Below are 20,966 nucleotides of genomic sequence, written 5' to 3' on the forward strand. Positions count from 1 at the left end.
GAATGAATGAAAAAGATTCGTCAAGGGAGAGTCCGCTGTGCGGACGTGCAGCCGAAGCTGACTTCGGGGAATTGCGCTACCTAAACGCGGCCCGGTTAAAGGCCGGCGCGCACTATACCGGAAATACCTGAAAAAGGGAGCTTTTTTTATCGCAAAGCGCCGATAAACCGCGCTGCGTCACAGTCTTTGCAGATAAGCCGGCCAGGGTCTATTTTTCAAAGGCCCGGCCCTGTTGGTGATAACGCTTAAACGATTCACCCAATGTTCGAGACCTTTGGTCTGAAATCCTTCCCTGCGCCCGAGGGCACACCCGATGAATCAAGCCAGCAGCAGCCGCGTCAGCCGTGAACTCCAGGGCCATGTCCTGCTGTTGGGCCTGGACCGGGTGGCCAAGCGCAATGCCTTTGACCTGGATTTGCTCAATGAGCTGAGCCTGGCGTATGGCGAATTTGATCGAAACGACGCTGCGCGGGTCGCTGTCGTCTTTGCCCACGGCGACCACTTCACCGCCGGGCTGGACCTGGCCAATGTCAGCGCCGTGATGGCCGGCGGCTGGCAACCGCCGCTGGGGGGCTGCGATCCGTGGGGCGTGTTCGCGGGTCCGCGGGTAAGCAAACCGGTGATCGTCGCCGCCCAAGGCTACTGCCTGACCATCGGTATCGAATTGATGCTGGCGGCGGATATCAACCTCTGTGCGAGCAACACGCGCTTTGCGCAGATGGAAGTACAGCGTGGGATCTTTCCGTTTGGCGGTGCGACATTGCGCTTCCATCAGATCGCCGGCTGGGGCAACGCCATGCGCTGGCTGCTCACTGGCGATGAGTTCGACGCCCATGAAGCCCTGCGCCTGGGTCTGGTGCAGGAAGTGATGGCCAGCGAAGACTTGCTGCCCCGCGCCATTGAACTGGCCAACCGCATTGCGCGCCAGGCTCCGCTGGGCGTGCAGGCTACCTTGATGTCGGCGCGACTGGCGCGCATGGAGGGTGAGACCGTGGCCGCCGCTGCCTTGCCGCCGATGGTCGACAAGCTGTTTAACAGTGCAGATGCCAAGGAAGGTGTACGGGCGATGATCGAGAAGCGGCCGGGGGTATTCAAAGGCATTTGAGTGGGCAACTCCGGCGCCATCAGGGCAAGCCCCTCCCACAGGAGAATGCGGTCCAATGTGGGAGGGGGCTCGCCCCCGATGACGTCAGCACAGACAACTAAGTAGCCGGCCGAATCGCCTTGATCAACGGCTGTAACGAATACCCCAGACGCGGCGCCAACACTTCAGCCCGATTAGAAAGCGCAGCCAGATCCAGCACCTGATCCAACTCCGAAGGCACCAGCAAAATCACATTGCCCTCCTTCACCGGCAGCTCCCAGTAATGCCGGTGATACAGCCCACGCAACAACGCCGCGCCCAGTGGTTTACCGTCGTCAGTCGCCCACTGGTTGATCACCAGCCAACCACCGGGGTTGAGCTTTTTCTGGCAGTTTTCCAGGAAGGTCCAGGCCAGGTGCCCGACGCCCGGGCCGACATCGGTATAAAGGTCGACGAAAATCAGGTCGGCCAATTCGGCAGTCTCCAGCAATTCCAGGGCGTCGCCGATGCGGATGTACAGGCGCGGATCATCGTCCAACCCCAGGTACTCGATGGCCAGACGTGGCACGTCCGGGCGCAGCTCGATGGCTTCGACGTCTTCCAGGGGCAAGAACTTCAGACACGCCTGGGTCAAGGTGCCAGCGCCGAGACCGAGGAACAACGCGCTTTCCGGCTGTTCATGGCACAACGCGCCGATCAGCATCGCGCGGGTGTAGTCGTACTCCAGCCAGCTCGGATCGGCGGTGAACACGCAGCTCTGCTCGATGGCGTCGCCGAATTCGAGAAACCGGTAATCGGCCACTTCGAGCACACGGATCATGCCGAAGTCATCATGGACCTCGGCCAGCAGGCGCTCGACACGCTCCTCTGTCATCACTACTCCTAACGGGTTTGCTCTACGCCAAAGGCGCGATTGTCGGCCAACCGGCAGCAGCAGGTCACGCACTAATTGCTGATAACATTGGCGCCCGACCGTCAATCAGCCAATCGAGTTCATGATGAGCCAACCCTGGAGCCCCGACAGCTGGCGCGCCCTGCCGATCCAGCAACAACCCCAGTACCCGGACGCCGCACACCTGTTGCGGGTGGAGCAGAACCTGGCCAGCTACCCGCCGCTGGTGTTTGCCGGGGAAGCCCGTGAGTTGCGCCGCCAGTTTGCCGAAGTGACTCAGGGTCGCGCCTTCCTGTTGCAAGGCGGTGACTGCGCCGAAAGCTTCGTTGAGTTTTCTGCGGCGAAAATCCGCGACACCTTCAAGGTGTTGTTGCAGATGGCGATTGTGATGACCTTCGCCGCCGGCTGCCCGGTGGTAAAAGTCGGGCGCATGGCCGGCCAGTTCGCCAAGCCGCGCTCATCCAACGACGAGACCATCGACGGCATCACCCTGCCCGCCTACCGTGGCGATATCGTCAACGGCATCGGCTTTGACGAAAAAAGCCGCGTACCCGACCCGGACCGCCTGTTGCAGTCGTACCACCAGTCCACCGCCACCCTCAACCTGCTGCGCGCCTTCGCCCAGGGCGGTTTCGCCGACCTGCACCAGGTTCATCAGTGGAACCTGGACTTTATCGCCAACTCCGCGCTGGCCGAGAAGTACAGCCAACTGGCGGACCGCATCGACGAAACCCTGGCCTTCATGCGTGCCTGCGGCATGGACAGCTCGCCGCAACTGCGCGAAACCAGCTTCTTCACCGCCCACGAAGCGCTGCTGCTGAACTACGAACAAGCTTTCGTACGCCGTGACAGCCTGACCAACGACTACTACGACTGTTCGGCCCATATGCTGTGGATCGGCGCCCGCCCCCGCCAGTTGGATGGCGCCCACGTCGAGTTTCTGCGCGGCGTAAACAACCCGATCGGGGTCAAGGTCGGCCCGAGCATGAACCCCGACGACCTGATCCGCCTGATCGACATCCTCAACCCGGACAACGACCCAGGCCGCTTGAACCTGATCGCCCGCATGGGCGCAGGCAAGGTCGGCGACCACCTGCCCAACCTGATCCGCGCCGTACAGCGCGAGGGCAAGCAGGTGCTGTGGAGCTCAGACCCGATGCATGGCAACACCATCAAGGCCAGCAGCGGCTACAAGACCCGCGACTTTGCGCAGATCCTCGGCGAAGTGAAAGAATTCTTCCAGGTGCACCAGGCCGAGGGCAGCTACGCCGGCGGAATTCATATCGAGATGACCGGGCAGAACGTCACCGAGTGCATCGGCGGCGCGCGGCCGATTACCGAGGATGGCTTGTCGGACCGCTATCACACCCATTGCGACCCACGGATGAATGCCGATCAGTCGCTGGAGTTGGCGTTTCTGATTGCCGAGACCTTGAAACAGGTCAAGCGCTGAGATTTTGGCTGATAGGACTGAGGCCATCGGGGGCAAGCCCCCTCCCACATTTGGACCTGTGAACGCAGTCAAATTGTGGGAGGGGGCTTGCCCCCGATGGGGCCCTAGAGCCCAGCAAGCCGCAGCCGAGCGGCACTTGGCCGTTGGCAATTGATCTGCACCTGCTCAAGCCCCAACCATTGCGCCATTTGCCGCAGATGATGCGCCAGCGCCAGCATCCCCTCCTCATCCAGCCCAGGCTCTTCCTCGTGCACCGCATGCACCGCCAAGCGCCCATTGGCGCGTTCGGCCCGCAGGTCGACGCGGGCGGCGATCCGCTCGTTGTGCAAAAACGGCAGCACGTAATAGCCATACACCCGTTTGTCTTGCGGGGTGTAGATCTCCAGTCGGTAACGGAAATCGAACAGGCGCTCAGTGCGGGCGCGTTCCCAGATCAACGAGTCAAAGGGCGACAGCAAGGCGCTGGCCGGTACGTTGCGGGGCGTTTTTGGCTCCGGCAGACAATATGCCGACTGCTTCCAGCCCTGAACCCGGCAGGTCAGCAATTGGCCGTTCTCCACCAGCTCAGCCAAGCGAGCGCGACTGTCGGCAGGGTCGAGGCGAAAGTAATCACGCAAATCTTTTTCAGTGCTGACCCCCAGGGCGGTGGCACTGTGCAGCAACAACCCGCGCTGGGCCTCGGCTTCAGCCAACGGGGCTTGCTGGAGAATGTCGGCGGGCATGACGCGCTCGGGCAAGTCGTAAAGGCGCTCGAAACCGCGTCGACCGGCCACGGTGACCAGCCCGGCAGCAAACAACCATTCCAGCGCGTGCTTTTCATTACTCCAGTCCCACCAGGGGCCGGCGCGCTCCTCACGGGTGGACAGGCTGCCGGCGCCGAGTGCGCCCTGTTGTTCAACGGTCTTGAGCACACGCTGAATGATGGCCTGCTGCTCGCGTCCAAAACGCGCCATCTGCGCATAAATGCCCTGGCCCTGCTGCGCCCGCACCATGCGCCACCGCATCAATGGGTACAACGCCATGGGCAATAGCGAGGCTTCATGCCCCCAGTATTCGAACAGCGAACGCCGCCGGCCCTGGCTCCAGGCAGCCTCCTCAAGCAGTAAAGGGGAATAGTGACCCAGGCGGGAAAACAGCGGCAGGTAATGAGAACGCACCACGGCGTTGACCGAATCAATCTGCAACACGCCCAGGCGGTCGATCAATCGGTTGAGGTGCGCGGCCTTGATCTGCGCAGGCGGCTGGCGCCCGGAAAAACCCTGAGCCGCCAGCGCCATGCGTCGAGCTTGCTTGAGTGAAAAGGACAGGTCGGCGGGCATGGAAAACTCCTTGAGGGCTCGCGACCTACCCTACTGCATCCCGGGTCATTTTCGCAGCGGGTCTTCCCAGAAATGCCGATGGGTTTCCTGTTCCACATCGGCGCGGCTGAGGCCGATGTCCTTGAGCGCATCATCGCTCATGCTCGCCAGCATCTGGCGTTCGTAGCGCAATGCCTGCCAGCGGGCAATCCTTTGAAACAACCCGGCAAACGGATGCTTCGCCATCAACACGTAACCTTTCTGACCTTTCATCTTCTCGCCCTCCCTTGGGGATGACGCCAGTGTGTGCGGGGCACTATGATCAATCCAACGAATGTTTCTTATGCAATACATCTCGGAGATTGATCAATTGTCCGGCTACCCGAGCATCGACACTGAAGTGCTGCGCACCTTCGTTGCCATCGCTGACCAGGGCGGTTTTACCCGCGCTGGCGAGCTGGTCAACCGCACTCAATCGGCGGTAAGCATGCAGATGAAGCGTCTGGAAGAAGACGTGTTGCAGCGCAAGCTGTTCGAGCGCGATGGCCGGCAGGTGCGACTGACACCCGAGGGCCAGGTGCTGCTGGGTTATGCGCGGCGCATCCTGAAACTGCACAGCGAGGTGTTCAACACCCTGCGCGAGCCGCATATGGTGGGGCTGGTGCGGATCGGCACGCCGGACGACTACGTGATGCGCTTCCTGCCGGGGATCCTCAAGCAATTTTCCAAGGCGTACCCGCTGATCCAGATCGAGCTGCATTGCGAGTCGTCAACGGTGCTGATGCAGCGGCGGGACCTGGCGCTGACCGTGATCAGCCGCGAGCCCGGCAAAGAAATCGGCGAACTGTTGCGCACTGAGCGGATGGTCTGGGCAGCAGCGCCGTGCTTCTGCGTGGAGGAACACGACGCCGTGCCCCTGGCGGTTTCCGGCGACGACTGCCTGTATACGCAGTGGACCCGTGCCGCACTGGATGCCTGCGGCCGGGACTATCGCCTGGCGTACCACAGCACCAACGTCGCGGCGATCCAGGCGGTGGTGAGTGCCGGCCTCGCCGCGATGATCTGCATGGAAAGCCTGGTGACCGACGACTTGCGCATACTCGGCAGCGACGAGGGGTTCCCACCGCTGCCGTCGATGAATCTGCACTTGCTGCGCAACCCGCACATCACCTCGCCGATCACCGAATGCCTGGCCGAGTACATTCTGGAAGGCTTCAGAGTTTAAAGGTCAGCATCACCGCGCACACCACCAGGAAGCCGCAGAACAGGCCACGCAACAAACGCTCGGGCAAGGCATGGGCAACTTTCACGCCCCAACTGATACTGAGCAGGCCACCCACTGCCAGGGGTATGCCGATCATCCAATCCACTTCGTGGTGCCAGGCGTAGGTGACCAGGGTCACGCCGGTGCTGGGCAGGGCCAAGGCCAGGGACAAGCCTTGGGCGACCACTTGGGTAGTGCCGAACACACTGGTCAGCACCGGCGTGGCCACCACGGCCCCGCCTACACCAAACAAGCCGCCCATGGAGCCGGACGCGGCGCCCAGCACGCCCAGCCAGGGCCAGGAATAACGCATCTGCGCGGTCGGCGGTGCGTTGCGGGTGAACATGCGCAACAGGTTGTAGGCCGACAACGCCACCAGAAACGCAATGAAGCCAATCCGCATCGCCCCTGCATCCAGGCCCACTGCCCAGATCGAGCCCAACCAGGCAAAGCTGAAACCCGTGATGCCCAGCGGCAGCGCGTGACGCAGTTCAATCCGGTTGCGCTGGTGATAACGCCACAGGGCGAGCATCACGTTTGGCACCACCATCACCAGCGCGGTGCCTTGGGCGATCTGTTGATCCAGGCCAAACAATACGCCGAGCACCGGGATCGCAATCAGCCCGCCGCCGATGCCAAACAGCCCGCCCACTGTGCCCAAGGCCGCGCCCAATACGAGGTACATCGCTAAATCCCACACCGCTCATTACTCCATAATCCCAGGCCTCGCATGCTACGCAGTCGGCCCTGGCGCGGAAACGCACAGCAACGCACAATGGCTGTGCCAATCTCGCATAAGCATTCAGTCATGAACCCCAATACCCTTACCGACCAGTTGAGTCTGTTTCTCGATGTACTGGAAACCGGTAGCTTTTCCGCCGCCGCACGCCGTCATCCGTTGACGCCCTCCGCGGTAGCGCGGCGCATCGACAGCCTGGAAAGCTCCGTGGGCAGCCGCTTGTTCCAGCGCAGTACCCACGCGGTAGTGCCGACGCCGGCGGGCCTGGCGTTTGCAGAGCGGGCGCGGCGGATTGTCAGCGAGTTGCAACTGGCACGGGCTGAAGCGGTGTCTCTGAGCCATGCGCCGGAGGGCTTGATCCGCGTGGATGCGCCCGCGGCGTTTGGTCGACGGCACTTGGCGCCAGTCATCGCGGATTTCCTGAAGGTGTACCCCGGCCTGGATGTGCACCTGCATCTGATCGATAGTTTTGTGGATATGCAGGGCGCGCATCTTGGCAAGGTCGACCTGGTGCTGCGGGCCGGGCATATCGTCGATACCCGTCTGATCGCCACGCCCCTGGCCAGCATCGTGCGTATCGCCTGCGCCAGCCCGGCCTACCTCAAAAGCCGTGGCACGCCGGCCCATCCCCGGGAGTTGAGTGATCATGATGGCCTGGACTGGGATGGCCTGGCTCCGATGTTCGCGTGGCGCTTCGAACTGGACGGGCGCCGTGCGACCTATCGCCCACAGCGCATCCGCATGAGCGCCAACAACGCAGAAGCGCTGCTCTCAGGCGCCTTGGCCGGCTTGGGCATCGCCCATCTACCCACTTGGCTGGCCAGCGAATACCTGGTGCGTGGCGAATTGCTGCCGCTGTTTTGCGAAGATGGTCTGCCTAGCCCGGAAACTACCGGGATCTATGCGCTGCGCCTGGAACAACAGGCCAACGCACGCAGCCGCTTGCTGCTGGAATACCTCAAATCCCGTTTCAGCCCTGTTCCGCCATGGGATCTGGCGCTGCAGAGCGGCCTGGTCTGACCTTCTGGACAGAATTGTCTGGCGCATTAAAGATTTGCTCGCTAGATTCCAGCCCATACACGTATTTAAGGCACCGCCATGAGCAAAAACCCTGACCCGTGCGAACCACTGATGCTGAATAACCAGCTGTGTTTCGCGTTGCACTCCACTTCATTACTGATGACGAAGGTCTACAAGCCTCTGCTGCAAGCGCTCGGCCTGACGTACCCGCAGTACCTGGCCATGATGGTGCTGTGGGAAGAGGATGGTTTGACTGTCGGCGAAATCAGCAGCCGCCTGCTCACGGACCCTGGCTCCCTGACGCCACTGCTCAAACGCCTGGAAGCCGAAGGCCTGCTCAGCCGAACGCGCAGCCGCGAGGATGAACGCGTGGTGGTGGTGGAACTGACTACCGCCGGCCGTGCCTTGCAGGACAAGGCCATGGGTATTCCACAGTGCATCCTTGGGGCCAGCGGGTTGGAGTTGGAACAATTGCGCAAGCTGCAAGCGGATCTGATCGCATTGCGCAGCAACCTGCAAGGCGCCGTTTAATACACCCAATGAAAATGTGGGATGTGGCGCTTCACGAAAAATACTTTTAAATTTATCTTGCGCGCTAAACATTAGCGCTATACATTCGCCTCACCAACTACTTAGCGCGCAAACATTTATCGCTATACACCAGTGAGGACAACACCATGCAAACGCTCTATACCGCAGTAGCCACCGCCACCGGCGGCCGTGATGGTCGCGCTGTTTCCAGCGATAACATCCTCGACGTCAAGCTCTCCACGCCAAAAGAGCTGGGCGGCGCCGGAGGTCAAGCGACCAACCCGGAACAACTGTTCGCTGCCGGCTACTCGGCCTGCTTCATCGGCGCCCTGAAATTCGTCGCCAGCCAGACCCAACGCAAAATCCCGGCTGACGCCTCGATCACTGCCCACGTCGGCATCGGCCAGATCCCCGGCGGTTTCGGCCTGGACATCGACCTGCATATCAGCCTGCCTGGCCTGGCGCAGGATGACGCGCAAAGTCTGGTCGACGCAGCTCACCAGGTCTGCCCGTACTCCAACGCCACCCGTGGCAACGTCGATGTGCGCCTGCATGTAACCGTCTAACCCACGCTGCAACTCAAGGAGAAGAACATGAACACATTTGGTAAAGCGCTCACCGGCACCCTGCTCGCCTTGTCCATCAGCCACGCGTTCGCCGCCAATGGCGACGTTGAGCACAACACCCAGGCTTTCCTGGATGTATTGAACGCCGGCACCGGCAAGCCGATGGAACAATTGACGCCCAAGGAAGCGCGCGCGGTGCTGACCGGCGCCCAAGCCGGGGTGAAGCTGACGCTGCCCAAGGCTGATGTGAGCCAGAAGACCATCCAGGTCGATGGCAAGCCGCTGGACCTGACCATCGTGCGTCCGGCCGGGGTCAAAGGCACATTGCCAGTGTTCATGTTCTTCCACGGCGGCGGTTGGGTGCTGGGGGATTATCCGACCCACGAACGCCTGGTCCGTGATCTGGTCGTGGGTTCCGGGGCGGTGGCGGTGTTCGTCAACTACACGCCGTCACCCGAGGCACATTACCCAGTGGCGATCAACCAGGCGTACGGCGCAACGAAATGGGTGGCCGAACACGGTAAAGAGATCAATGTCGACGGCAAGCGCCTGGCGGTCGCGGGCAACAGCGTCGGCGGCAATATGGCGGCCGTGGTCAGCCTGATGGCCAAGGACAAGGGCACGCCGGCGATCAAATTCCAACTGCTGTTATGGCCGGTGACTGACGCCAATTTCGAGACCGCGTCCTACAACCAGTACGCCGAAGGGCACTTCCTCACCAAAAATATGATGAAGTGGTTCTGGGACAACTACACCACCGACGCCAACCAGCGAGCCGAGATCTATGCCTCGCCGCTGCGGGCCACCACGGACCAACTAAAGGGTTTGCCGCCCGCGCTGATTCAGACGGCCGGCGCCGATGTGCTGCGTGATGAAGGCGAAGCCTATGCCCGCAAACTGGATGCAGCCGGTGTGCCGGTGACCACCGTACGTTACAACGGCATGATTCACGACTACGGTTTGCTCAATGTAGTCAGCCAGGTGCCGGCGGTGCGTTCGGCCCTGCTGCAGGCATCGGATGAGTTGAAGCAACACTTGAAGTAAAAACAGCGCCCATAAAAAACCCGACTCATGGTCGGGTTTTTTATTTCGTACGGTAGGGCCAGAATTACTTCTTGGCGCGACCTTTGTACGAACCGCCTTCGCGGGTGTCGATCTCGATCAGGTCGTCGATTTCGATGAAGTCAGCTACCTGCAGCTCGGTACCGTTAGCCAGCTTGGCTGGCTTCATTACCTTGCCCGAAGTGTCGCCGCGAGCGGAACCTTCGGTGTAGGCAACTTTACGCACGATAGTGGTCGGCAGCTCTACGGAAACCAGGCGCTCTTCGAAGAAGATCGCTTCGCAGATGTCTTCCATGCCTTCTTCCACGAACGGCAGAACGGCTTCGATGTCTTCAGCGTTCAGCTCGTACATGGTGTAGTCGGTGGTGTCCATGAACGTGTAGGTGTCGCCGCTGATGAAGGACAGGGTCGCTTCTTTGCGGTCGAGGATTACGTCGTCCAGTTTGTCATCGGCGCTGTAGACGATCTCGGTCTTGTAACCGGTCAGCAGGTTCTTCAGCTTGGTCTTCATGATTGCGCTGTTACGACCAGACTTGGTGAACTCAGCTTTCTGAACCAGCCAAGGGTCGTTTTCGAGACGGATCACTGTACCGGGTTTCAGTTCTTTACCAGTTTTCATTGCATATATCCGAAATTTGGATGGGATTTACAAAAATCAAGGTGGCGTATCATATCCAACTTTCATAAAACTGTACCAGCGCCGTCGCAAGATCGGCCTGCAAGGCCTGCTCCAGACACCACGTTTCGGCGTTCTGGCTGACCTCTGGCCAGTGTTCCAGCAGCATTTTCCACGGCTGCGCCATGTCGCCCTCGGTGTTCCAGGCCTGCCAAAGCGCGACCAGTGCCGCCTTTACAGCGGGTGACAAGGCGGCGGTGTACAGCTCCAGGAAGGCATCGAGCTTGTCGAGGTGGATGTCCTCGTCCTGGCGATAGATGTGCCACAGCAGCGGGCGCCCGGCCCACTGGGCGCGCACGAACGAGTCTTCACCGCGCACGGCGTTGAAGTCGCAGCACCACAGCAGGTGGTCATATTGCTCCTGACGCACGAACGGCAGTATCTGCACGGTCAGTGCATCACGCTGATGAACCTCCCCGGCGGCGAGCTCTTCTACTCCAAGCCAGCGCTCTACATCACCGAGGATGCGCCCTTCCGGCACCAATAGATGAGTGGCACGCCCGTCCGTCGACAATACGTCCAGCCAACTGGCCAGCCCGGCATTTTCATACGCAAACAGTGAGAACAGACGCGCACCATCAGTTGGAAACACCCCCAGCGATTGCAGGAATTGTCGCTGCGCAGCGATATCCCGCTGAAAAGCCCTACGCTGTTCCAGCAACCCGGCCTCACGCAACAGACCGCCCGTACCGGGTCGGAAGCCGGGGAAAAAGAAATACTTTTGTACCCCCTTGAACTTCACCGACGGCAGGCGATGACAGCCCACTACCCAATCCTCGGCACTGAGATAATCCAGGTTCATCCACAACGGCGTGCGCTCACACTCGGCCATGGCTTCCATATAGTCAGGCGGTAACTGGCAAGCGAAAGCGGCTATCACCGCATCCGCGGCAGGGGTTGGTGACCAATCGGCTGGCCAGTGGCGCACATCGACGCCCTCTTGCCATTGTTGCTCGCGCTGCACATCCACCTCGGGGCACATGCGTTCGAAGGCCCGCAGGTCATCGACCCACAAACGCACCTCGCAGTCATGCTCCGCCACCAATTGCCGGGCCAGGCGCCATGTCACGCCAATGTCGCCGAAGTTATCGACAACGCTGCAAAAAATATCCCAGCGGGCTTTCATTCCGGGCTCCAACACTCAAAGGCTCGATTGTCCGCATAAATGCGCCGATGCAGAAGGCTTGATCGCGATTATTCTGCATGGAGGCTGTGCGACAATCGCCGCCATTATCCCCGTAGCAAGGAGTTCCACATGCCCTCTAGCGCGCCTTTGTCGCTGCTCAAGCTGTGCATCGCTATCGCCTTGGGCGTATGGCTGGGGTTTATCGCCATCGCGCTGACCACTTGGCTGGCCTCGCGCTACCTGTTTCCGCAAAGCCTCGCGCCGGTGGCCCAGGCGGTCCAGCAATTGGGTAAACCGGCCGTTGTCGCGCCGGAGCCGCCCAACCGCATGTTCGAGCAGTACCAACAAAACCTGCAAAAGCAGGAACAGCAACAAACCCTGGACCAGGCGCGTAGCAACGCCCGTAACCTGTCCAACCCCAAATGCCAGTTCTGGCTGCAACAAGACCAGAATGCGCCCAATGAAAAAAGCCGGGCCAATGTCCTGCAATTCTGCGAATGATCAAGCACAGCCATGAATAAGCACGCCGTCCTCCAGTTGATCCTGGAAAAGCTCACCGTCGACCTCGATATAGCCCAACGCGCCGCGCAGACTGCCTACGAAACCGCGACTCATGAAGAAAACATCGCGGAGAACAAGTACGACACCTTGGGGTTGGAAGCTTCTTATCTGGCGGCCGGGCAAGCCAAACGGGTCGAGGAAATCAAGCAGTCGCTGACGCTGTGCAAGAACCTGCCCGTGCGCGCCTACGATGATCAGCGAGGGATAGAAGTCGGTGCACTACTGGGTCTGGAGGACGAGAACGGTCGCCAGCAATGGCTGTTCCTGGCGCCTGATGCTGCGGGCTTGAAGGTGGATGTGGTCGGGCAACCGGTGACGGTCATCACACCGCGCTCGCCTCTGGGCAAAAGCCTGCTGGGCAAGTTCGAAGGGGATGAAGTGGAGATTCTGGTGGCAGGCGCTCGGCAACTCTTTACGGTTACCGAGGCCCGATAAGCCACTCAGTGAACAGGCAGTTCAACGCCGTCGAACAGCTCTTCCAGCTCCTGCTTGTTGTGGCACTGGATCGCCTTGGCCATGACTTCGCGGGTCAAGTGCGGCGCAAACTTCTCGATGAAGTCGCACATGAAGCCCCGCAGGAATGTGCCACGGCGGAAGCCGATCTTGGTCACACTGGATTCGAACAGCTCGCTGGCGTCGAGCACCACCAGGTCTTTGTCGAGGTTGGTGTCGACCGCCATCTTGGCGACGATACCCACGCCCAGGCCCAGGCGCACGTAGGTCTTGATCACGTCGGCGTCGGCGGCGGTGAACACGACTTTCGGCGTGAGGCCGCGATGACTGAAGGCTTCGTCCAGCTTGGAACGACCGGTGAAACCGAACACGTAGGTCACGATCGGGTATTCGGCCAGGGCTTCGAGGGTCAGCTTCGGCAACTTGGCCAATGGGTGACCCTGAGGCACCACCACGCAACGGTTCCAGCGGTAGCACGGCATCATCACCAAATCACCGAACAGCTCCAGGGCTTCAGTGGCGATGGCAAAATCGACGGTGCCGTCAGCGGCCATCTCGGCGATTTGCATCGGCGAACCCTGGTGCATGTGCAGGGCCACGTCCGGATATTGCTTGATGAAATCGCGAATCACCGGAGGCAATGCATACCGCGCCTGGGTGTGCGTGGTGGCGATCGACAGGGTGCCTTTCTTCTCGTTGGAGAACTCCTGGGCAATCTGCTTGATGCTTTCGACTTTACGCAGGATCTCGCCGGCGGTGGTGATGATGCGCTCACCGGCCGGGGTGACGCGGGTCAGGTGCTTGCCGCTGCGCGCGAACACTTCAACGCCCAGCTCGTCTTCGAGCAGGCGGATCTGCTTGCTGATACCGGGTTGCGAGGTGTACAGGCTTTGAGCGGTAGCGGAAACGTTGAGGTCGTGGTGCGCCACTTCCCAGATGTAGCGCAGTTGTTGAAGCTTCATATGTGTCCCTCAAAGCAGATAGACGCCACGGGTATCAGCGACGGTATATAACTATATTAAAGGTTAGACAGATAAATCTAGAACTTTTTATCGTTTCCTACCGATCACATGTCATCACTGCGGCGACGTTGTAACGACGGCACCAGGTAAACCGGTACGCTGGACAGTTGCAGTACCCGTGCCGCGGTACGCCCCAGCGGCGTGGTCGCACCCGTTGCGTGGCTGTGGCTGCCGACTATCAGCAGATCTACCGACAGTTTGCGCAGTTGGTCCAGAATCACCTCGCACGGATCTCCCTGGATCACGCGTACCGAACGGATCAACTTCAGGTCCTGCTCACCCTCCCCCAACTCCTCGCGGAAACTGTCGAGCACCCGCTGCTCGATAGTCGCCATCACCGTGTTCAGCCCCCGGCTCTGCCACTCGCTCAACGCGGCTTCATCAAGGTAGCTCTGCAACACCGATTCGGCGAACAGCCCGATCGGCTCGACCACGTGAATCACATACAGGTCAGCCTTGAACGTTCGCGCCAGCGCCAGCGCATGTTGCATCACATAGGGCGCGTAAAGACCGAGGTCCGTGGCGTACAGCATCGAACGAATCATAAAACCTCCTGGACTGCCAGGCTGGAGGAGATTGAATGAGCTTAGCAGCGCGCCTAACTCTCGGCCTGAATCCTCAATTCATTACTGATGCCATGGGGCACGTGCCCAGTGGCCACCACTTCCCTGGCTTTCTCGCAATGACCGGCCTGGTCATCGAAAAACACATCAGCGGCAAACGCCTCCAGAAACGCGGACTTCTCCAGGCCGCCAAGGAACAACGACTCGTCCAGGCGAATATCCCACTCACGCAACGTGCGAATCACCCGCTCGTGAGACGGCGCCGAACGGGCGGTGACCAATGCGGTGCGGATCGGGCAGGCCTCGTCAGGGAACTCTCGCTGCAATAAGTTCAGCGCCGCCAGGAACCCCTTGAACGGACCGCCAGGCAACGGCTGGCGTGCGGATTCGCGCTCACTGGCCTGGAACGCCGCCAACCCGTCGGCCTGGTACACGCGCTCCGACACATCGGAAAACAACACTGCGTCACCATCAAAGGCGATGTGCAGTTCCTCGCTGGAGGCACGGCGCGGCCCGCCCGACAGAATCGTCGCTGCTGCAAAGCCCGCATCAAGGGCACTGCGCACATCTTCAGCATGGGTCGAAAGAAACAGATGGCAACCAAATGCAGCCAAATAAGGATAAGGACTACGCCCTCCTACGAAAGCAGCGCGGGAAATATCCAGGCCGTAGTGCTGAATCGAGTTGAATACACGCAGGCCTGTGTCAGCACTGTTGCGCGATACCAGCACCACTTCGACCCGAGCGCGCCCTAGGCTGGCATTGAGGCTCAGCAGCTTCTTGACGAGTGGGAAGGCGTCGCCGGGTTCGAGGATTTCTTCCTCGTGTTCGATCTGGTATTTGCGATAGGCCTCTACTCCTTGGGCAAGATAGACCTTGTGGCTGTCGCCCAGGTCGAACAAGGCCCGCGACGAAATCGCCAACACCAGTTTGTCGCCCAATCCCTTCGCCATGCGTTTACCCCCGACTCAGCGGTTATGCCGATCAATAAAGCTCAAGGCCTGGTACAGCGCCTGCATTCGCGGCAACTCGCAGCCGGCGGCCTTGGCAGCGGCAAGAGGGCGGGCGTAGATCGCTGCCAGTTCCAGCGGACGTTTGTGCACGTGGTCGTGATACATGCTCGGCAGGTAGTCGTCCATGGATTCAGTCATGGTGAACATCTGCCCCGCGTAACTGGCGGGAATCTCATGGCCGCAGGCGTGCGCGCCCTGCACCACTTCGGCCATCAGCGCCTGGATCAGTTCGCGGCTGGATTCGTCCGCCATCAACGCTGTGGTGCCGCTGCCCAGCAAGACAGAGAGGCCGTTGAAGGGCACGTTCCACACCAGCTTGTGCCAGCGCGCCTGATGCACATTGGCCATGGCCTGGGATTCGATGCCGGCCTGGTGAAACAAGGCGGCACCGGCCTCGACGATGGTCTTTTGAAGGGGTTCGTCGTTGGCCGCCGAACCGCTGTGATAGCCCAGGTTGACGCGCCCCAGCGCCTGATGCTCGACAATACCGGGGCCCGAGCGGTGCACACCGATGTAGCACAGCCCACCCAGCAAATGCAGTGACGGCGGCAGGTGTTCGCGCAGGCTGTCCTCGACGTCCAGGCCGTTCTGCAGCAACACCACCTTGGCATCCGGCGCGGCGACCTGGGCGAGCGTCGGCGCAAGCTCCACGTTACCCGTGGACTTCGTGCCCACCAGCAGCCAGTCGCAGGGTGGCATATCGGCAGCGCTTGCATACGCCTGCACCGGTTGCAAGTGCAGTTGGCCATGCACGTGGCTGTTGACACGCAGGCCATGCTGGCTGACCACCGCGTACTCGCTGCGCAACAGGAAGTGCACATCGAATCCGGCACGCGCCAGCATCACACCATAGAAACCACCAATGGCGCCGGTGCCGATAATACCGATGCGTGGCGATTGAGCTGTCATGGCAAGTCCTCAGGAATACGGGTAAGCGCTTGTTTTACAGCGCTGGCAAGGTCAGAACGTGTAAGACGTGTCTGTAATTGCCCGAGGAACTGACCCTCGCACACCACGAACAACGCGGGCAAATGAAAGATCTGGTAGCGTTCGACCGCGCCGCCGTTATGCCCGGCATCTACCCAGCACACGCGGTCCACCGGCAGCTGCCAACCGGGCAACTGCTGGCGCGCCCAACGGCAACTGGAGCATCCTACGCTGGTGAACACCACGAGCGAAACTCCTGGCAATCCCAGCAATTGCTGGTCAATATCCAGGTCGGTCAATTCCAGTTCCTTCACTATACTGCTGCCACCGCCGTCTACAGGATGGTGCTCGGAGTCCGTGTACATGGGTCGTTTTTTACCTCACCCTGATGATGTCGCTGTCGAGTTAATCCAACGCCCCTCTCCCGCCATACCGCGCCAACGCCTGCTCACTCACGGCCTGGGTGGCATTGCCTGCAACTGGCCGCGCGCCTGGCGCCAGGGCACGGCGGTTGACTTGCGCATCCCTTCCCTGGGCGCCACCGCCCGATATCCAGGCTACATAGCATGGTGTCGCAAAGTGGAAAACGGCTACCGCGTGGGTATCTCATTTACCGATGAACATGCATTGTTTGGCGCACGCATGGGCGAGCAAGCATGCCGGATAGAGCGCTACTGCCGCCAGCACGAAGATGCCGAACCGACGCCCGAGCAGATCGAAGCCCTGGCCCGGGAGTGGGTGTCGCGCCATGCAGGCGAGTTCTCCCATGAGGCGTTTGTGCAGCCAGCACTGGATTAAAGCGGGCTTTGCCCATTGTCGCGGGCCCGTGTTACGCGCTAAGGTTCCTCCCCCCTGCATCCAAATCATGCTGTGCCCGCCGCACGGGGATGGCTGGCGGCCGGCACCCGTGACCCTGACGAGTAACACGATGGCTGATTTACCGATCAATGACCTAAACGTCGAATCCAACGAGACGCTGATCACGCCCGATCAGCTCAAGCGCGAAATCCCCCTGAGCGACGCTGCCCTGCAGACCGTCACCAAGGGCCGCGAAGTCATCCGTGAGATTCTCGACGGCACCGACCACCGCCTCTTTGTGGTGATTGGCCCATGCTCGATCCACGACCTCAAGGCCGCCCACGAATACGCTGAGCGCCTCAAAGTGCTGGCGGCAGAAGTGTCCGACACCTTGTACCTGGTCATGCGCGTCTATTTCGAGAAGCCGCGTACCACCGTCGGCTGGAAAGGCTTGATCAACGACCCGTACCTGGACGACTCGTTCAAGATCCAGGATGGCTTGCACATCGGTCGCCAGTTGCTGCTGGACCTGGCTGAAATGGGCCTGCCCACCGCTACCGAAGCACTGGACCCGATCTCCCCGCAGTACCTGCAGGACCTGATCAGTTGGTCGGCCATCGGCGCGCGTACCACCGAGTCCCAGACCCACCGCGAAATGGCGTCCGGCCTGTCCTCGGCCGTGGGCTTCAAGAACGGCACCGACGGAGGCCTGACCGTGGCGATCAACGCGCTGCAATCGGTCTCCAGCCCTCACCGGTTCCTGGGCATCAACCAGGAAGGCGGCGTTTCCATCGTGACCACCAAGGGCAATGCCTATGGTCACGTGGTGCTGCGCGGCGGCAACGGCAAGCCCAACTATGATTCGGTCAGCGTTGCGTTGTGCGAGCAAGCGCTGAACAAGGCCAAGATCAAGCCGAACATCATGGTCGATTGCAGCCACGCCAACTCCAACAAGGATCCGGCCCTGCAGCCGTTGGTGATGGAAAACGTTGCCAACCAGATCCTCGAAGGCAACCAGTCGATCATCGGCCTGATGGTCGAGAGCCATTTGAACTGGGGTTGCCAGGCCATTCCAAAAGACCTGGCCGACTTGCAGTACGGCGTGTCGATCACCGATGCCTGCATCGACTGGGCCGCCACCGAAAATACCCTGCGCAGCATGCACGCCAAGCTCAAGGACGTATTGCCAACACGCAAACGCACCTGAACCTCAATTGCGCACACAAAAACGCCGGGCTAAACCCGGCGTTTTTTATTGTCTGCTGATCGCTCAGAGCTTCGCGGCATGGCGCTGGTGGCGCTCCATGTAGCGTTCCACATAGGAGCAGGACGGGATCACCGTGTAGCCAGCGTCTTCGGCGAACTTCAGGGCCTCTTCGGTCAGCGCCGCCGCAATACCACGGCCCCGCAGTGCGTTGGGCACGAAGGTCCGATAGATATCCAGGGTCTGCTTACCGAGGTCCATATAGGTCAGATAGGCACGATGACCGTCCACATTGGTCTCGAACTGATGACCAGCCTGGTCATGGTGGATGGACAACGCCTCGCTCATCACTACTCCTCGCGGGTCTTGAATTCTGACCCCTACCTTACCGATGTTTTTCCGGCGAAGGAACATCTACGCCACCCCGTGCCGGTTTCGACAACGAGAAAACCTTGAGCGCTCACAACCAGCACGTAGGGAATAGTAGGCACCAATCCTGCAATTGCTCAAGGCGCACTCGTCATTCCCTGCCGCTGGTGGATATAGAAAGGGCCTCGACCAAACACTGGTCGAAAGCCTGAACATTGCCGGCAGTTGAACCTTGAGACGAACAGGCGCTCTTAAAGTCACCTCTACATGCGTAAAAGATACCCGGCCAAGCAACGCCAAACGCAACGTAAGTGTCGGCGCGGATATATAAATCCCCACCTGTTTGCAAAGCTTAACGCATGCAGGCCGGCCCTTTCAGCCTGGATCCAATCTTCACCCAAATGAAAAAATCTGGATGGTTTTTATACAAACCTCCAAAAGATTAGCCAAAATAGATTCGGCGCGAGAATTTTTTTTGCTTCTTGCGCTACGTCAGTTTACTTACTACAAGTAATGGGTAGTATGTACGCCGGCTATTTGCTCACTCTGAGAAAGTAGCCATTTAATAGAAAGTCCTTGAAGGGGAACACGATGAACAACGTTCTGAAATTCTCTGCTCTGGCTCTGGCCGCAGTTCTGGCTACCGGTTGCAGCAGCGTCTCCAAAGAAACCGAAGCTCGTCTGACTGCAACTGAAGACGCAGCAGCTCGCTCCCAGGCCCGTGCAGACGAAGCCTACCGTAAAGCTGATGAAGCTCTGGCTGCTGCTCAAAAAGCACAACAGACTGCTGACGAAGCTAACGAGCGCGCTCTGCGCATGCTTGAAAAAGCTAGCCGCAAGTAATAATCCCTCGGGGTTGTTATCAAGCCGATCCATTTATGGGTCGGCTTTTTTATTGCCTGAATGCGGGAAGGGGCTTGCTGCCGATGGCGGTGTCTCAGTAAACACATCCGTTACTGAACCACCACATCGGGAGCAAGCCCCCTCCCACACGTTTTACTGCTGAAGATCGATTGGCGCGCTGGAGGCCACAGGTGCGCCACCCGGCACACCGATCTCGGTCGGCAGGCCATCTTCCGCCGCGACCACGTCGCGTACCTGATCCCAGTTCACCCGCAACTGGTTGGCCAGGTCTTCACGCTTGAGCAAGGCGTTGATCACCGCCGTGTGTTTGTCGACCACCGATGGCGTTCCGTCATCGTTCAACGGTGTATGCGCTTCCAGATAAACCTTGCCGCCGCTGCTGCCGAACTTGTAGGCATCGTTGATGATGCGCACCGAAGTGCCCACCGGCACCATGCCAGCCATCTCCAGCACATTATTGTTGAACATGCGGAAGCAACCGTGACTGGTACGTGTGCCGATGCCGAACTTCATGTTTGAACCGTGGATCAGGTAACCCGGTGTGCCCAGGGTGAACTTGAACGGGCCCAACGGGTTATCCGGGCCGGCAGGCACCACGTTCGGCAATGGATCACCGTTGGCAGCGTGTTCGGCCTTGATCGAGGCCGGCGGCGTCCAGGTCGGGTTAGGCGTCTTGGCGATGATGCTGGTATGGGCAATCGGCGAGCCCCAGCCTTCACGGCCAATCCCCAACGGGAAGGTGTAGACCACGTTTTGGCCCTTGGGGAAATAGTAGAGCCGGTATTCCGCCAAGTTGATAACGATGCCCTCGCGAGGCCCCGGCGGCAGGATAAACCGTGTCGGCAGCACGATCTCGGTGCCCGCACCCGGCAACCAGGCATCGATACCCGGGTTGGCCGCGACCATTTCCGAATAGCCCAGGTCGTACGTGGTGCCCAGGTCGGCGAAAGTGTCTTCGTACTTGGCCTTGATTACCTGGACCTGACCGACGATATCTTCACCCGGTGGTGGCAAGGGCAGCTGCAAAGCGGATGCAGAGCCCGCCGCACAGAACGCAGCGAGAGACAGGCAGCAGGTGACGACGGAGAGGCGCGACAACATCCGGAAAATCCTTCGCAGAACGACGGGTAGGTAAAAATCGATTGTATACGTGATGTGAGCTTCTAGCTGCAAGCGTGTAGCGGCTCCTAGAGCTCGAAACGCAGCTCCGGCCAGATCGGCGGCGTGCCGCGCTTCTGGGACTCAAGAATGGCTCGGCACAAGGGGCACAGGCGCTGATCCTGGAAAATCGAGCGATCGACCAGCGACCAGCGAGGTTGCGCTGGCAGCAAGGTACCGCACAGCGTGCGATCGATGGAGCCGCCCAGTTCCAGCTGACGCGTCACCAGATGCACCCGCACTTCCTGGCAGGCGAACAGATCCAGCTGCTCGTCCGGCTCGATCAGTTGGTAGTTAAACAGGGACCAGGCAGGACGCGACAT

Annotated in this window: 26 protein-coding genes; 12 read left to right on the forward strand and 14 right to left on the reverse strand. The window is 60.1% G+C overall.

What is annotated here, in order from left to right:
- The first annotated feature begins 313 nt into the window (after nucleotides 1–313).
- Nucleotides 314–1,105, forward strand: a complete 792-nt coding sequence (locus AOA60_RS26180; RefSeq protein WP_099586801.1) for a crotonase/enoyl-CoA hydratase family protein — start codon at nucleotides 314–316, stop codon at nucleotides 1,103–1,105.
- Nucleotides 1,106–1,202: 97 nt separating this feature from the next.
- Here AOA60_RS26180 and AOA60_RS26185 read toward each other — a convergent pair whose 3' ends face one another.
- Nucleotides 1,203–1,958 carry a spermidine synthase gene (locus tag AOA60_RS26185; RefSeq protein ID WP_099586802.1) on the reverse strand — a complete coding sequence of 252 codons (756 nt, stop codon included), beginning with the start codon at nucleotides 1,956–1,958 and terminating at the stop codon, nucleotides 1,203–1,205.
- Between the two features lie 124 nt (nucleotides 1,959–2,082).
- On the opposite strand from AOA60_RS26185, the gene AOA60_RS26190 reads away from it, so the two are divergent.
- Complete coding sequence (locus tag AOA60_RS26190; RefSeq protein WP_099586803.1) at nucleotides 2,083–3,429, forward strand: class II 3-deoxy-7-phosphoheptulonate synthase; 1,347 nt, start codon at nucleotides 2,083–2,085, stop codon at nucleotides 3,427–3,429.
- A 104-nt stretch (nucleotides 3,430–3,533) separates the two neighbouring features.
- Here AOA60_RS26190 and AOA60_RS26195 read toward each other — a convergent pair whose 3' ends face one another.
- Together AOA60_RS26195 and AOA60_RS26200 are read right to left on the reverse strand one after the other, a co-directional pair.
- Nucleotides 3,534–4,748, reverse strand: coding sequence for a winged helix-turn-helix domain-containing protein (locus AOA60_RS26195; RefSeq protein ID WP_099586804.1), 1,215 nt, complete (start codon nucleotides 4,746–4,748; stop codon nucleotides 3,534–3,536).
- Between the two features lie 45 nt (nucleotides 4,749–4,793).
- Nucleotides 4,794–5,000: a DUF1127 domain-containing protein gene (locus AOA60_RS26200; RefSeq protein WP_244653888.1), complete on the reverse strand. Its 207-nt coding sequence runs from the start codon at nucleotides 4,998–5,000 to the stop codon at nucleotides 4,794–4,796.
- Nucleotides 5,001–5,070: 70 nt separating this feature from the next.
- Here AOA60_RS26200 and AOA60_RS26205 point away from each other — a divergent pair, with 70 nt between their 5' ends.
- Nucleotides 5,071–5,952 (forward strand): LysR family transcriptional regulator, encoded by an 882-nt coding sequence (locus AOA60_RS26205; protein WP_099586806.1) that lies wholly within the window; start codon nucleotides 5,071–5,073, stop codon nucleotides 5,950–5,952.
- Here AOA60_RS26205 and AOA60_RS26210 read toward each other — a convergent pair.
- Nucleotides 5,942–6,691: a sulfite exporter TauE/SafE family protein gene (locus tag AOA60_RS26210; RefSeq protein WP_099586807.1), complete on the reverse strand. Its 750-nt coding sequence runs from the start codon at nucleotides 6,689–6,691 to the stop codon at nucleotides 5,942–5,944. The genes AOA60_RS26205 and AOA60_RS26210 overlap by 11 nt on opposite strands.
- 108 nt (nucleotides 6,692–6,799) lie before the next feature.
- Between AOA60_RS26210 and AOA60_RS26215 the strand changes: the two genes are divergently transcribed.
- From AOA60_RS26215 to AOA60_RS26230, 4 genes are all read left to right on the forward strand, one after another.
- Nucleotides 6,800–7,750 (forward strand): LysR family transcriptional regulator, encoded by a 951-nt coding sequence (locus AOA60_RS26215; RefSeq protein WP_099586808.1) that lies wholly within the window; start codon nucleotides 6,800–6,802, stop codon nucleotides 7,748–7,750.
- A gap of 78 nt (nucleotides 7,751–7,828) precedes the next feature.
- Complete coding sequence (locus AOA60_RS26220; RefSeq protein WP_099586809.1) at nucleotides 7,829–8,281, forward strand: MarR family winged helix-turn-helix transcriptional regulator; 453 nt, start codon at nucleotides 7,829–7,831, stop codon at nucleotides 8,279–8,281.
- 146 nt (nucleotides 8,282–8,427) lie between these two features.
- Nucleotides 8,428–8,847, forward strand: a complete 420-nt coding sequence (locus tag AOA60_RS26225) for an organic hydroperoxide resistance protein (RefSeq protein WP_099586810.1) — start codon at nucleotides 8,428–8,430, stop codon at nucleotides 8,845–8,847.
- Between the two features lie 27 nt (nucleotides 8,848–8,874).
- The gene (locus AOA60_RS26230; protein WP_099586811.1) at nucleotides 8,875–9,891 is read left to right on the forward strand and encodes an alpha/beta hydrolase; all 1,017 of its coding nucleotides are present in this window, start codon (nucleotides 8,875–8,877) and stop codon (nucleotides 9,889–9,891) included.
- A 64-nt stretch (nucleotides 9,892–9,955) separates the two neighbouring features.
- On the opposite strand, the gene AOA60_RS26235 is transcribed toward AOA60_RS26230, so the two are convergent.
- Both AOA60_RS26235 and earP read right to left on the reverse strand, forming a co-directional pair.
- Nucleotides 9,956–10,528: an elongation factor P gene (locus tag AOA60_RS26235; protein WP_032889016.1), complete on the reverse strand. Its 573-nt coding sequence runs from the start codon at nucleotides 10,526–10,528 to the stop codon at nucleotides 9,956–9,958.
- A gap of 49 nt (nucleotides 10,529–10,577) precedes the next feature.
- Nucleotides 10,578–11,711 carry an elongation factor P maturation arginine rhamnosyltransferase EarP gene (earP, locus tag AOA60_RS26240; protein ID WP_099586812.1) on the reverse strand — a complete coding sequence of 378 codons (1,134 nt, stop codon included), beginning with the start codon at nucleotides 11,709–11,711 and terminating at the stop codon, nucleotides 10,578–10,580.
- A gap of 129 nt (nucleotides 11,712–11,840) precedes the next feature.
- On the opposite strand from earP, the gene AOA60_RS26245 reads away from it, so the two are divergent.
- Nucleotides 11,841–12,212, forward strand: a complete 372-nt coding sequence (locus AOA60_RS26245; RefSeq protein WP_099586813.1) for a hypothetical protein — start codon at nucleotides 11,841–11,843, stop codon at nucleotides 12,210–12,212.
- Between the two features lie 12 nt (nucleotides 12,213–12,224).
- Nucleotides 12,225–12,707, forward strand: a complete 483-nt coding sequence (locus AOA60_RS26250; protein ID WP_099586814.1) for a GreA/GreB family elongation factor — start codon at nucleotides 12,225–12,227, stop codon at nucleotides 12,705–12,707.
- Nucleotides 12,708–12,712: 5 nt separating this feature from the next.
- On the opposite strand, the gene cysB is transcribed toward AOA60_RS26250, so the two are convergent.
- The 5 genes from cysB to AOA60_RS26275 form a co-directional block, all read right to left on the reverse strand.
- A complete protein-coding gene (gene cysB, locus AOA60_RS26255) occupies nucleotides 12,713–13,687 on the reverse strand; it encodes an HTH-type transcriptional regulator CysB (protein WP_003189876.1) in 975 nt (324 codons plus the stop codon).
- 104 nt (nucleotides 13,688–13,791) lie between these two features.
- Complete coding sequence (locus tag AOA60_RS26260; RefSeq protein ID WP_099586815.1) at nucleotides 13,792–14,292, reverse strand: universal stress protein; 501 nt, start codon at nucleotides 14,290–14,292, stop codon at nucleotides 13,792–13,794.
- A gap of 53 nt (nucleotides 14,293–14,345) precedes the next feature.
- A complete protein-coding gene (locus AOA60_RS26265; RefSeq protein WP_099586816.1) occupies nucleotides 14,346–15,263 on the reverse strand; it encodes a 5'-nucleotidase in 918 nt (305 codons plus the stop codon).
- A gap of 15 nt (nucleotides 15,264–15,278) precedes the next feature.
- Nucleotides 15,279–16,232 (reverse strand): putative 2-dehydropantoate 2-reductase, encoded by a 954-nt coding sequence (locus AOA60_RS26270; RefSeq protein ID WP_099586817.1) that lies wholly within the window; start codon nucleotides 16,230–16,232, stop codon nucleotides 15,279–15,281.
- Nucleotides 16,229–16,615, reverse strand: coding sequence for a thioredoxin (locus AOA60_RS26275; RefSeq protein WP_099586818.1), 387 nt, complete (start codon nucleotides 16,613–16,615; stop codon nucleotides 16,229–16,231). The genes AOA60_RS26270 and AOA60_RS26275 overlap by 4 nt, the downstream gene beginning before the upstream one ends.
- Between AOA60_RS26275 and AOA60_RS26280 the strand changes: the two genes are divergently transcribed.
- Together AOA60_RS26280 and AOA60_RS26285 are read left to right on the forward strand one after the other, a co-directional pair.
- Nucleotides 16,614–17,048, forward strand: coding sequence for a pilus assembly protein PilZ (locus AOA60_RS26280; RefSeq protein ID WP_099586819.1), 435 nt, complete (start codon nucleotides 16,614–16,616; stop codon nucleotides 17,046–17,048). The genes AOA60_RS26275 and AOA60_RS26280 overlap by 2 nt on opposite strands.
- A gap of 130 nt (nucleotides 17,049–17,178) precedes the next feature.
- Nucleotides 17,179–18,255 (forward strand): 3-deoxy-7-phosphoheptulonate synthase, encoded by a 1,077-nt coding sequence (locus tag AOA60_RS26285; protein ID WP_032888996.1) that lies wholly within the window; start codon nucleotides 17,179–17,181, stop codon nucleotides 18,253–18,255.
- Nucleotides 18,256–18,318: 63 nt separating this feature from the next.
- Here AOA60_RS26285 and AOA60_RS26290 read toward each other — a convergent pair whose 3' ends face one another.
- A complete protein-coding gene (locus AOA60_RS26290) occupies nucleotides 18,319–18,600 on the reverse strand; it encodes a GNAT family N-acetyltransferase (RefSeq protein WP_064451529.1) in 282 nt (93 codons plus the stop codon).
- A 612-nt stretch (nucleotides 18,601–19,212) separates the two neighbouring features.
- On the opposite strand from AOA60_RS26290, the gene oprI reads away from it, so the two are divergent.
- Nucleotides 19,213–19,464: an outer membrane lipoprotei OprI gene (gene oprI / locus AOA60_RS26295; RefSeq protein ID WP_003172710.1), complete on the forward strand. Its 252-nt coding sequence runs from the start codon at nucleotides 19,213–19,215 to the stop codon at nucleotides 19,462–19,464.
- A gap of 153 nt (nucleotides 19,465–19,617) precedes the next feature.
- On the opposite strand, the gene AOA60_RS26300 is transcribed toward oprI, so the two are convergent.
- Both AOA60_RS26300 and AOA60_RS26305 read right to left on the reverse strand, forming a co-directional pair.
- Nucleotides 19,618–20,586, reverse strand: coding sequence for a L,D-transpeptidase family protein (locus AOA60_RS26300; protein ID WP_099586820.1), 969 nt, complete (start codon nucleotides 20,584–20,586; stop codon nucleotides 19,618–19,620).
- Between the two features lie 86 nt (nucleotides 20,587–20,672).
- A complete protein-coding gene (locus AOA60_RS26305; protein ID WP_003172705.1) occupies nucleotides 20,673–20,966 on the reverse strand; it encodes a hypothetical protein in 294 nt (97 codons plus the stop codon).

The sequence above is a fragment of the Pseudomonas sp. 2822-17 genome (assembly GCF_002742485.1).
GTDB lineage: Bacteria > Pseudomonadota > Gammaproteobacteria > Pseudomonadales > Pseudomonadaceae > Aquipseudomonas > Aquipseudomonas cyclaminis.

Bases quoted from the DNA above. Each gene is read 5' to 3' on its own strand.
- AOA60_RS26180 (WP_099586801.1), top strand. From the start codon at position 314: ATGAATCAAGCCAGCAGCAGCCGCGTCAGCCGTGAACTCCAGGGCCAT.
- AOA60_RS26185 (WP_099586802.1), bottom strand. From the start codon at position 1,958: ATGACAGAGGAGCGTGTCGAGCGCCTGCTGGCCGAGGTCCATGATGAC.
- AOA60_RS26190 (WP_099586803.1), top strand. From the start codon at position 2,083: ATGAGCCAACCCTGGAGCCCCGACAGCTGGCGCGCCCTGCCGATCCAG.
- AOA60_RS26195 (WP_099586804.1), bottom strand. From the start codon at position 4,748: ATGCCCGCCGACCTGTCCTTTTCACTCAAGCAAGCTCGACGCATGGCG.
- AOA60_RS26200 (WP_244653888.1), bottom strand. From the start codon at position 5,000: ATGAAAGGTCAGAAAGGTTACGTGTTGATGGCGAAGCATCCGTTTGCC.
- AOA60_RS26205 (WP_099586806.1), top strand. From the start codon at position 5,071: ATGCAATACATCTCGGAGATTGATCAATTGTCCGGCTACCCGAGCATC.
- AOA60_RS26215 (WP_099586808.1), top strand. From the start codon at position 6,800: ATGAACCCCAATACCCTTACCGACCAGTTGAGTCTGTTTCTCGATGTA.
- AOA60_RS26220 (WP_099586809.1), top strand. From the start codon at position 7,829: ATGAGCAAAAACCCTGACCCGTGCGAACCACTGATGCTGAATAACCAG.
- AOA60_RS26225 (WP_099586810.1), top strand. From the start codon at position 8,428: ATGCAAACGCTCTATACCGCAGTAGCCACCGCCACCGGCGGCCGTGAT.
- AOA60_RS26230 (WP_099586811.1), top strand. From the start codon at position 8,875: ATGAACACATTTGGTAAAGCGCTCACCGGCACCCTGCTCGCCTTGTCC.
- AOA60_RS26235 (WP_032889016.1), bottom strand. From the start codon at position 10,528: ATGAAAACTGGTAAAGAACTGAAACCCGGTACAGTGATCCGTCTCGAA.
- earP (WP_099586812.1), bottom strand. From the start codon at position 11,711: ATGAAAGCCCGCTGGGATATTTTTTGCAGCGTTGTCGATAACTTCGGC.
- AOA60_RS26245 (WP_099586813.1), top strand. From the start codon at position 11,841: ATGCCCTCTAGCGCGCCTTTGTCGCTGCTCAAGCTGTGCATCGCTATC.
- AOA60_RS26250 (WP_099586814.1), top strand. From the start codon at position 12,225: ATGAATAAGCACGCCGTCCTCCAGTTGATCCTGGAAAAGCTCACCGTC.
- cysB (WP_003189876.1), bottom strand. From the start codon at position 13,687: ATGAAGCTTCAACAACTGCGCTACATCTGGGAAGTGGCGCACCACGAC.
- AOA60_RS26260 (WP_099586815.1), bottom strand. From the start codon at position 14,292: ATGATTCGTTCGATGCTGTACGCCACGGACCTCGGTCTTTACGCGCCC.
- AOA60_RS26265 (WP_099586816.1), bottom strand. From the start codon at position 15,263: ATGGCGAAGGGATTGGGCGACAAACTGGTGTTGGCGATTTCGTCGCGG.
- AOA60_RS26270 (WP_099586817.1), bottom strand. From the start codon at position 16,232: ATGACAGCTCAATCGCCACGCATCGGTATTATCGGCACCGGCGCCATT.
- AOA60_RS26280 (WP_099586819.1), top strand. From the start codon at position 16,614: ATGGGTCGTTTTTTACCTCACCCTGATGATGTCGCTGTCGAGTTAATC.
- AOA60_RS26275 (WP_099586818.1), bottom strand. From the start codon at position 16,615: ATGTACACGGACTCCGAGCACCATCCTGTAGACGGCGGTGGCAGCAGT.
- AOA60_RS26285 (WP_032888996.1), top strand. From the start codon at position 17,179: ATGGCTGATTTACCGATCAATGACCTAAACGTCGAATCCAACGAGACG.
- AOA60_RS26290 (WP_064451529.1), bottom strand. From the start codon at position 18,600: ATGAGCGAGGCGTTGTCCATCCACCATGACCAGGCTGGTCATCAGTTC.
- oprI (WP_003172710.1), top strand. From the start codon at position 19,213: ATGAACAACGTTCTGAAATTCTCTGCTCTGGCTCTGGCCGCAGTTCTG.
- AOA60_RS26300 (WP_099586820.1), bottom strand. From the start codon at position 20,586: ATGTTGTCGCGCCTCTCCGTCGTCACCTGCTGCCTGTCTCTCGCTGCG.
- AOA60_RS26305 (WP_003172705.1), bottom strand. From the start codon at position 20,966: ATGTCGCGTCCTGCCTGGTCCCTGTTTAACTACCAACTGATCGAGCCG.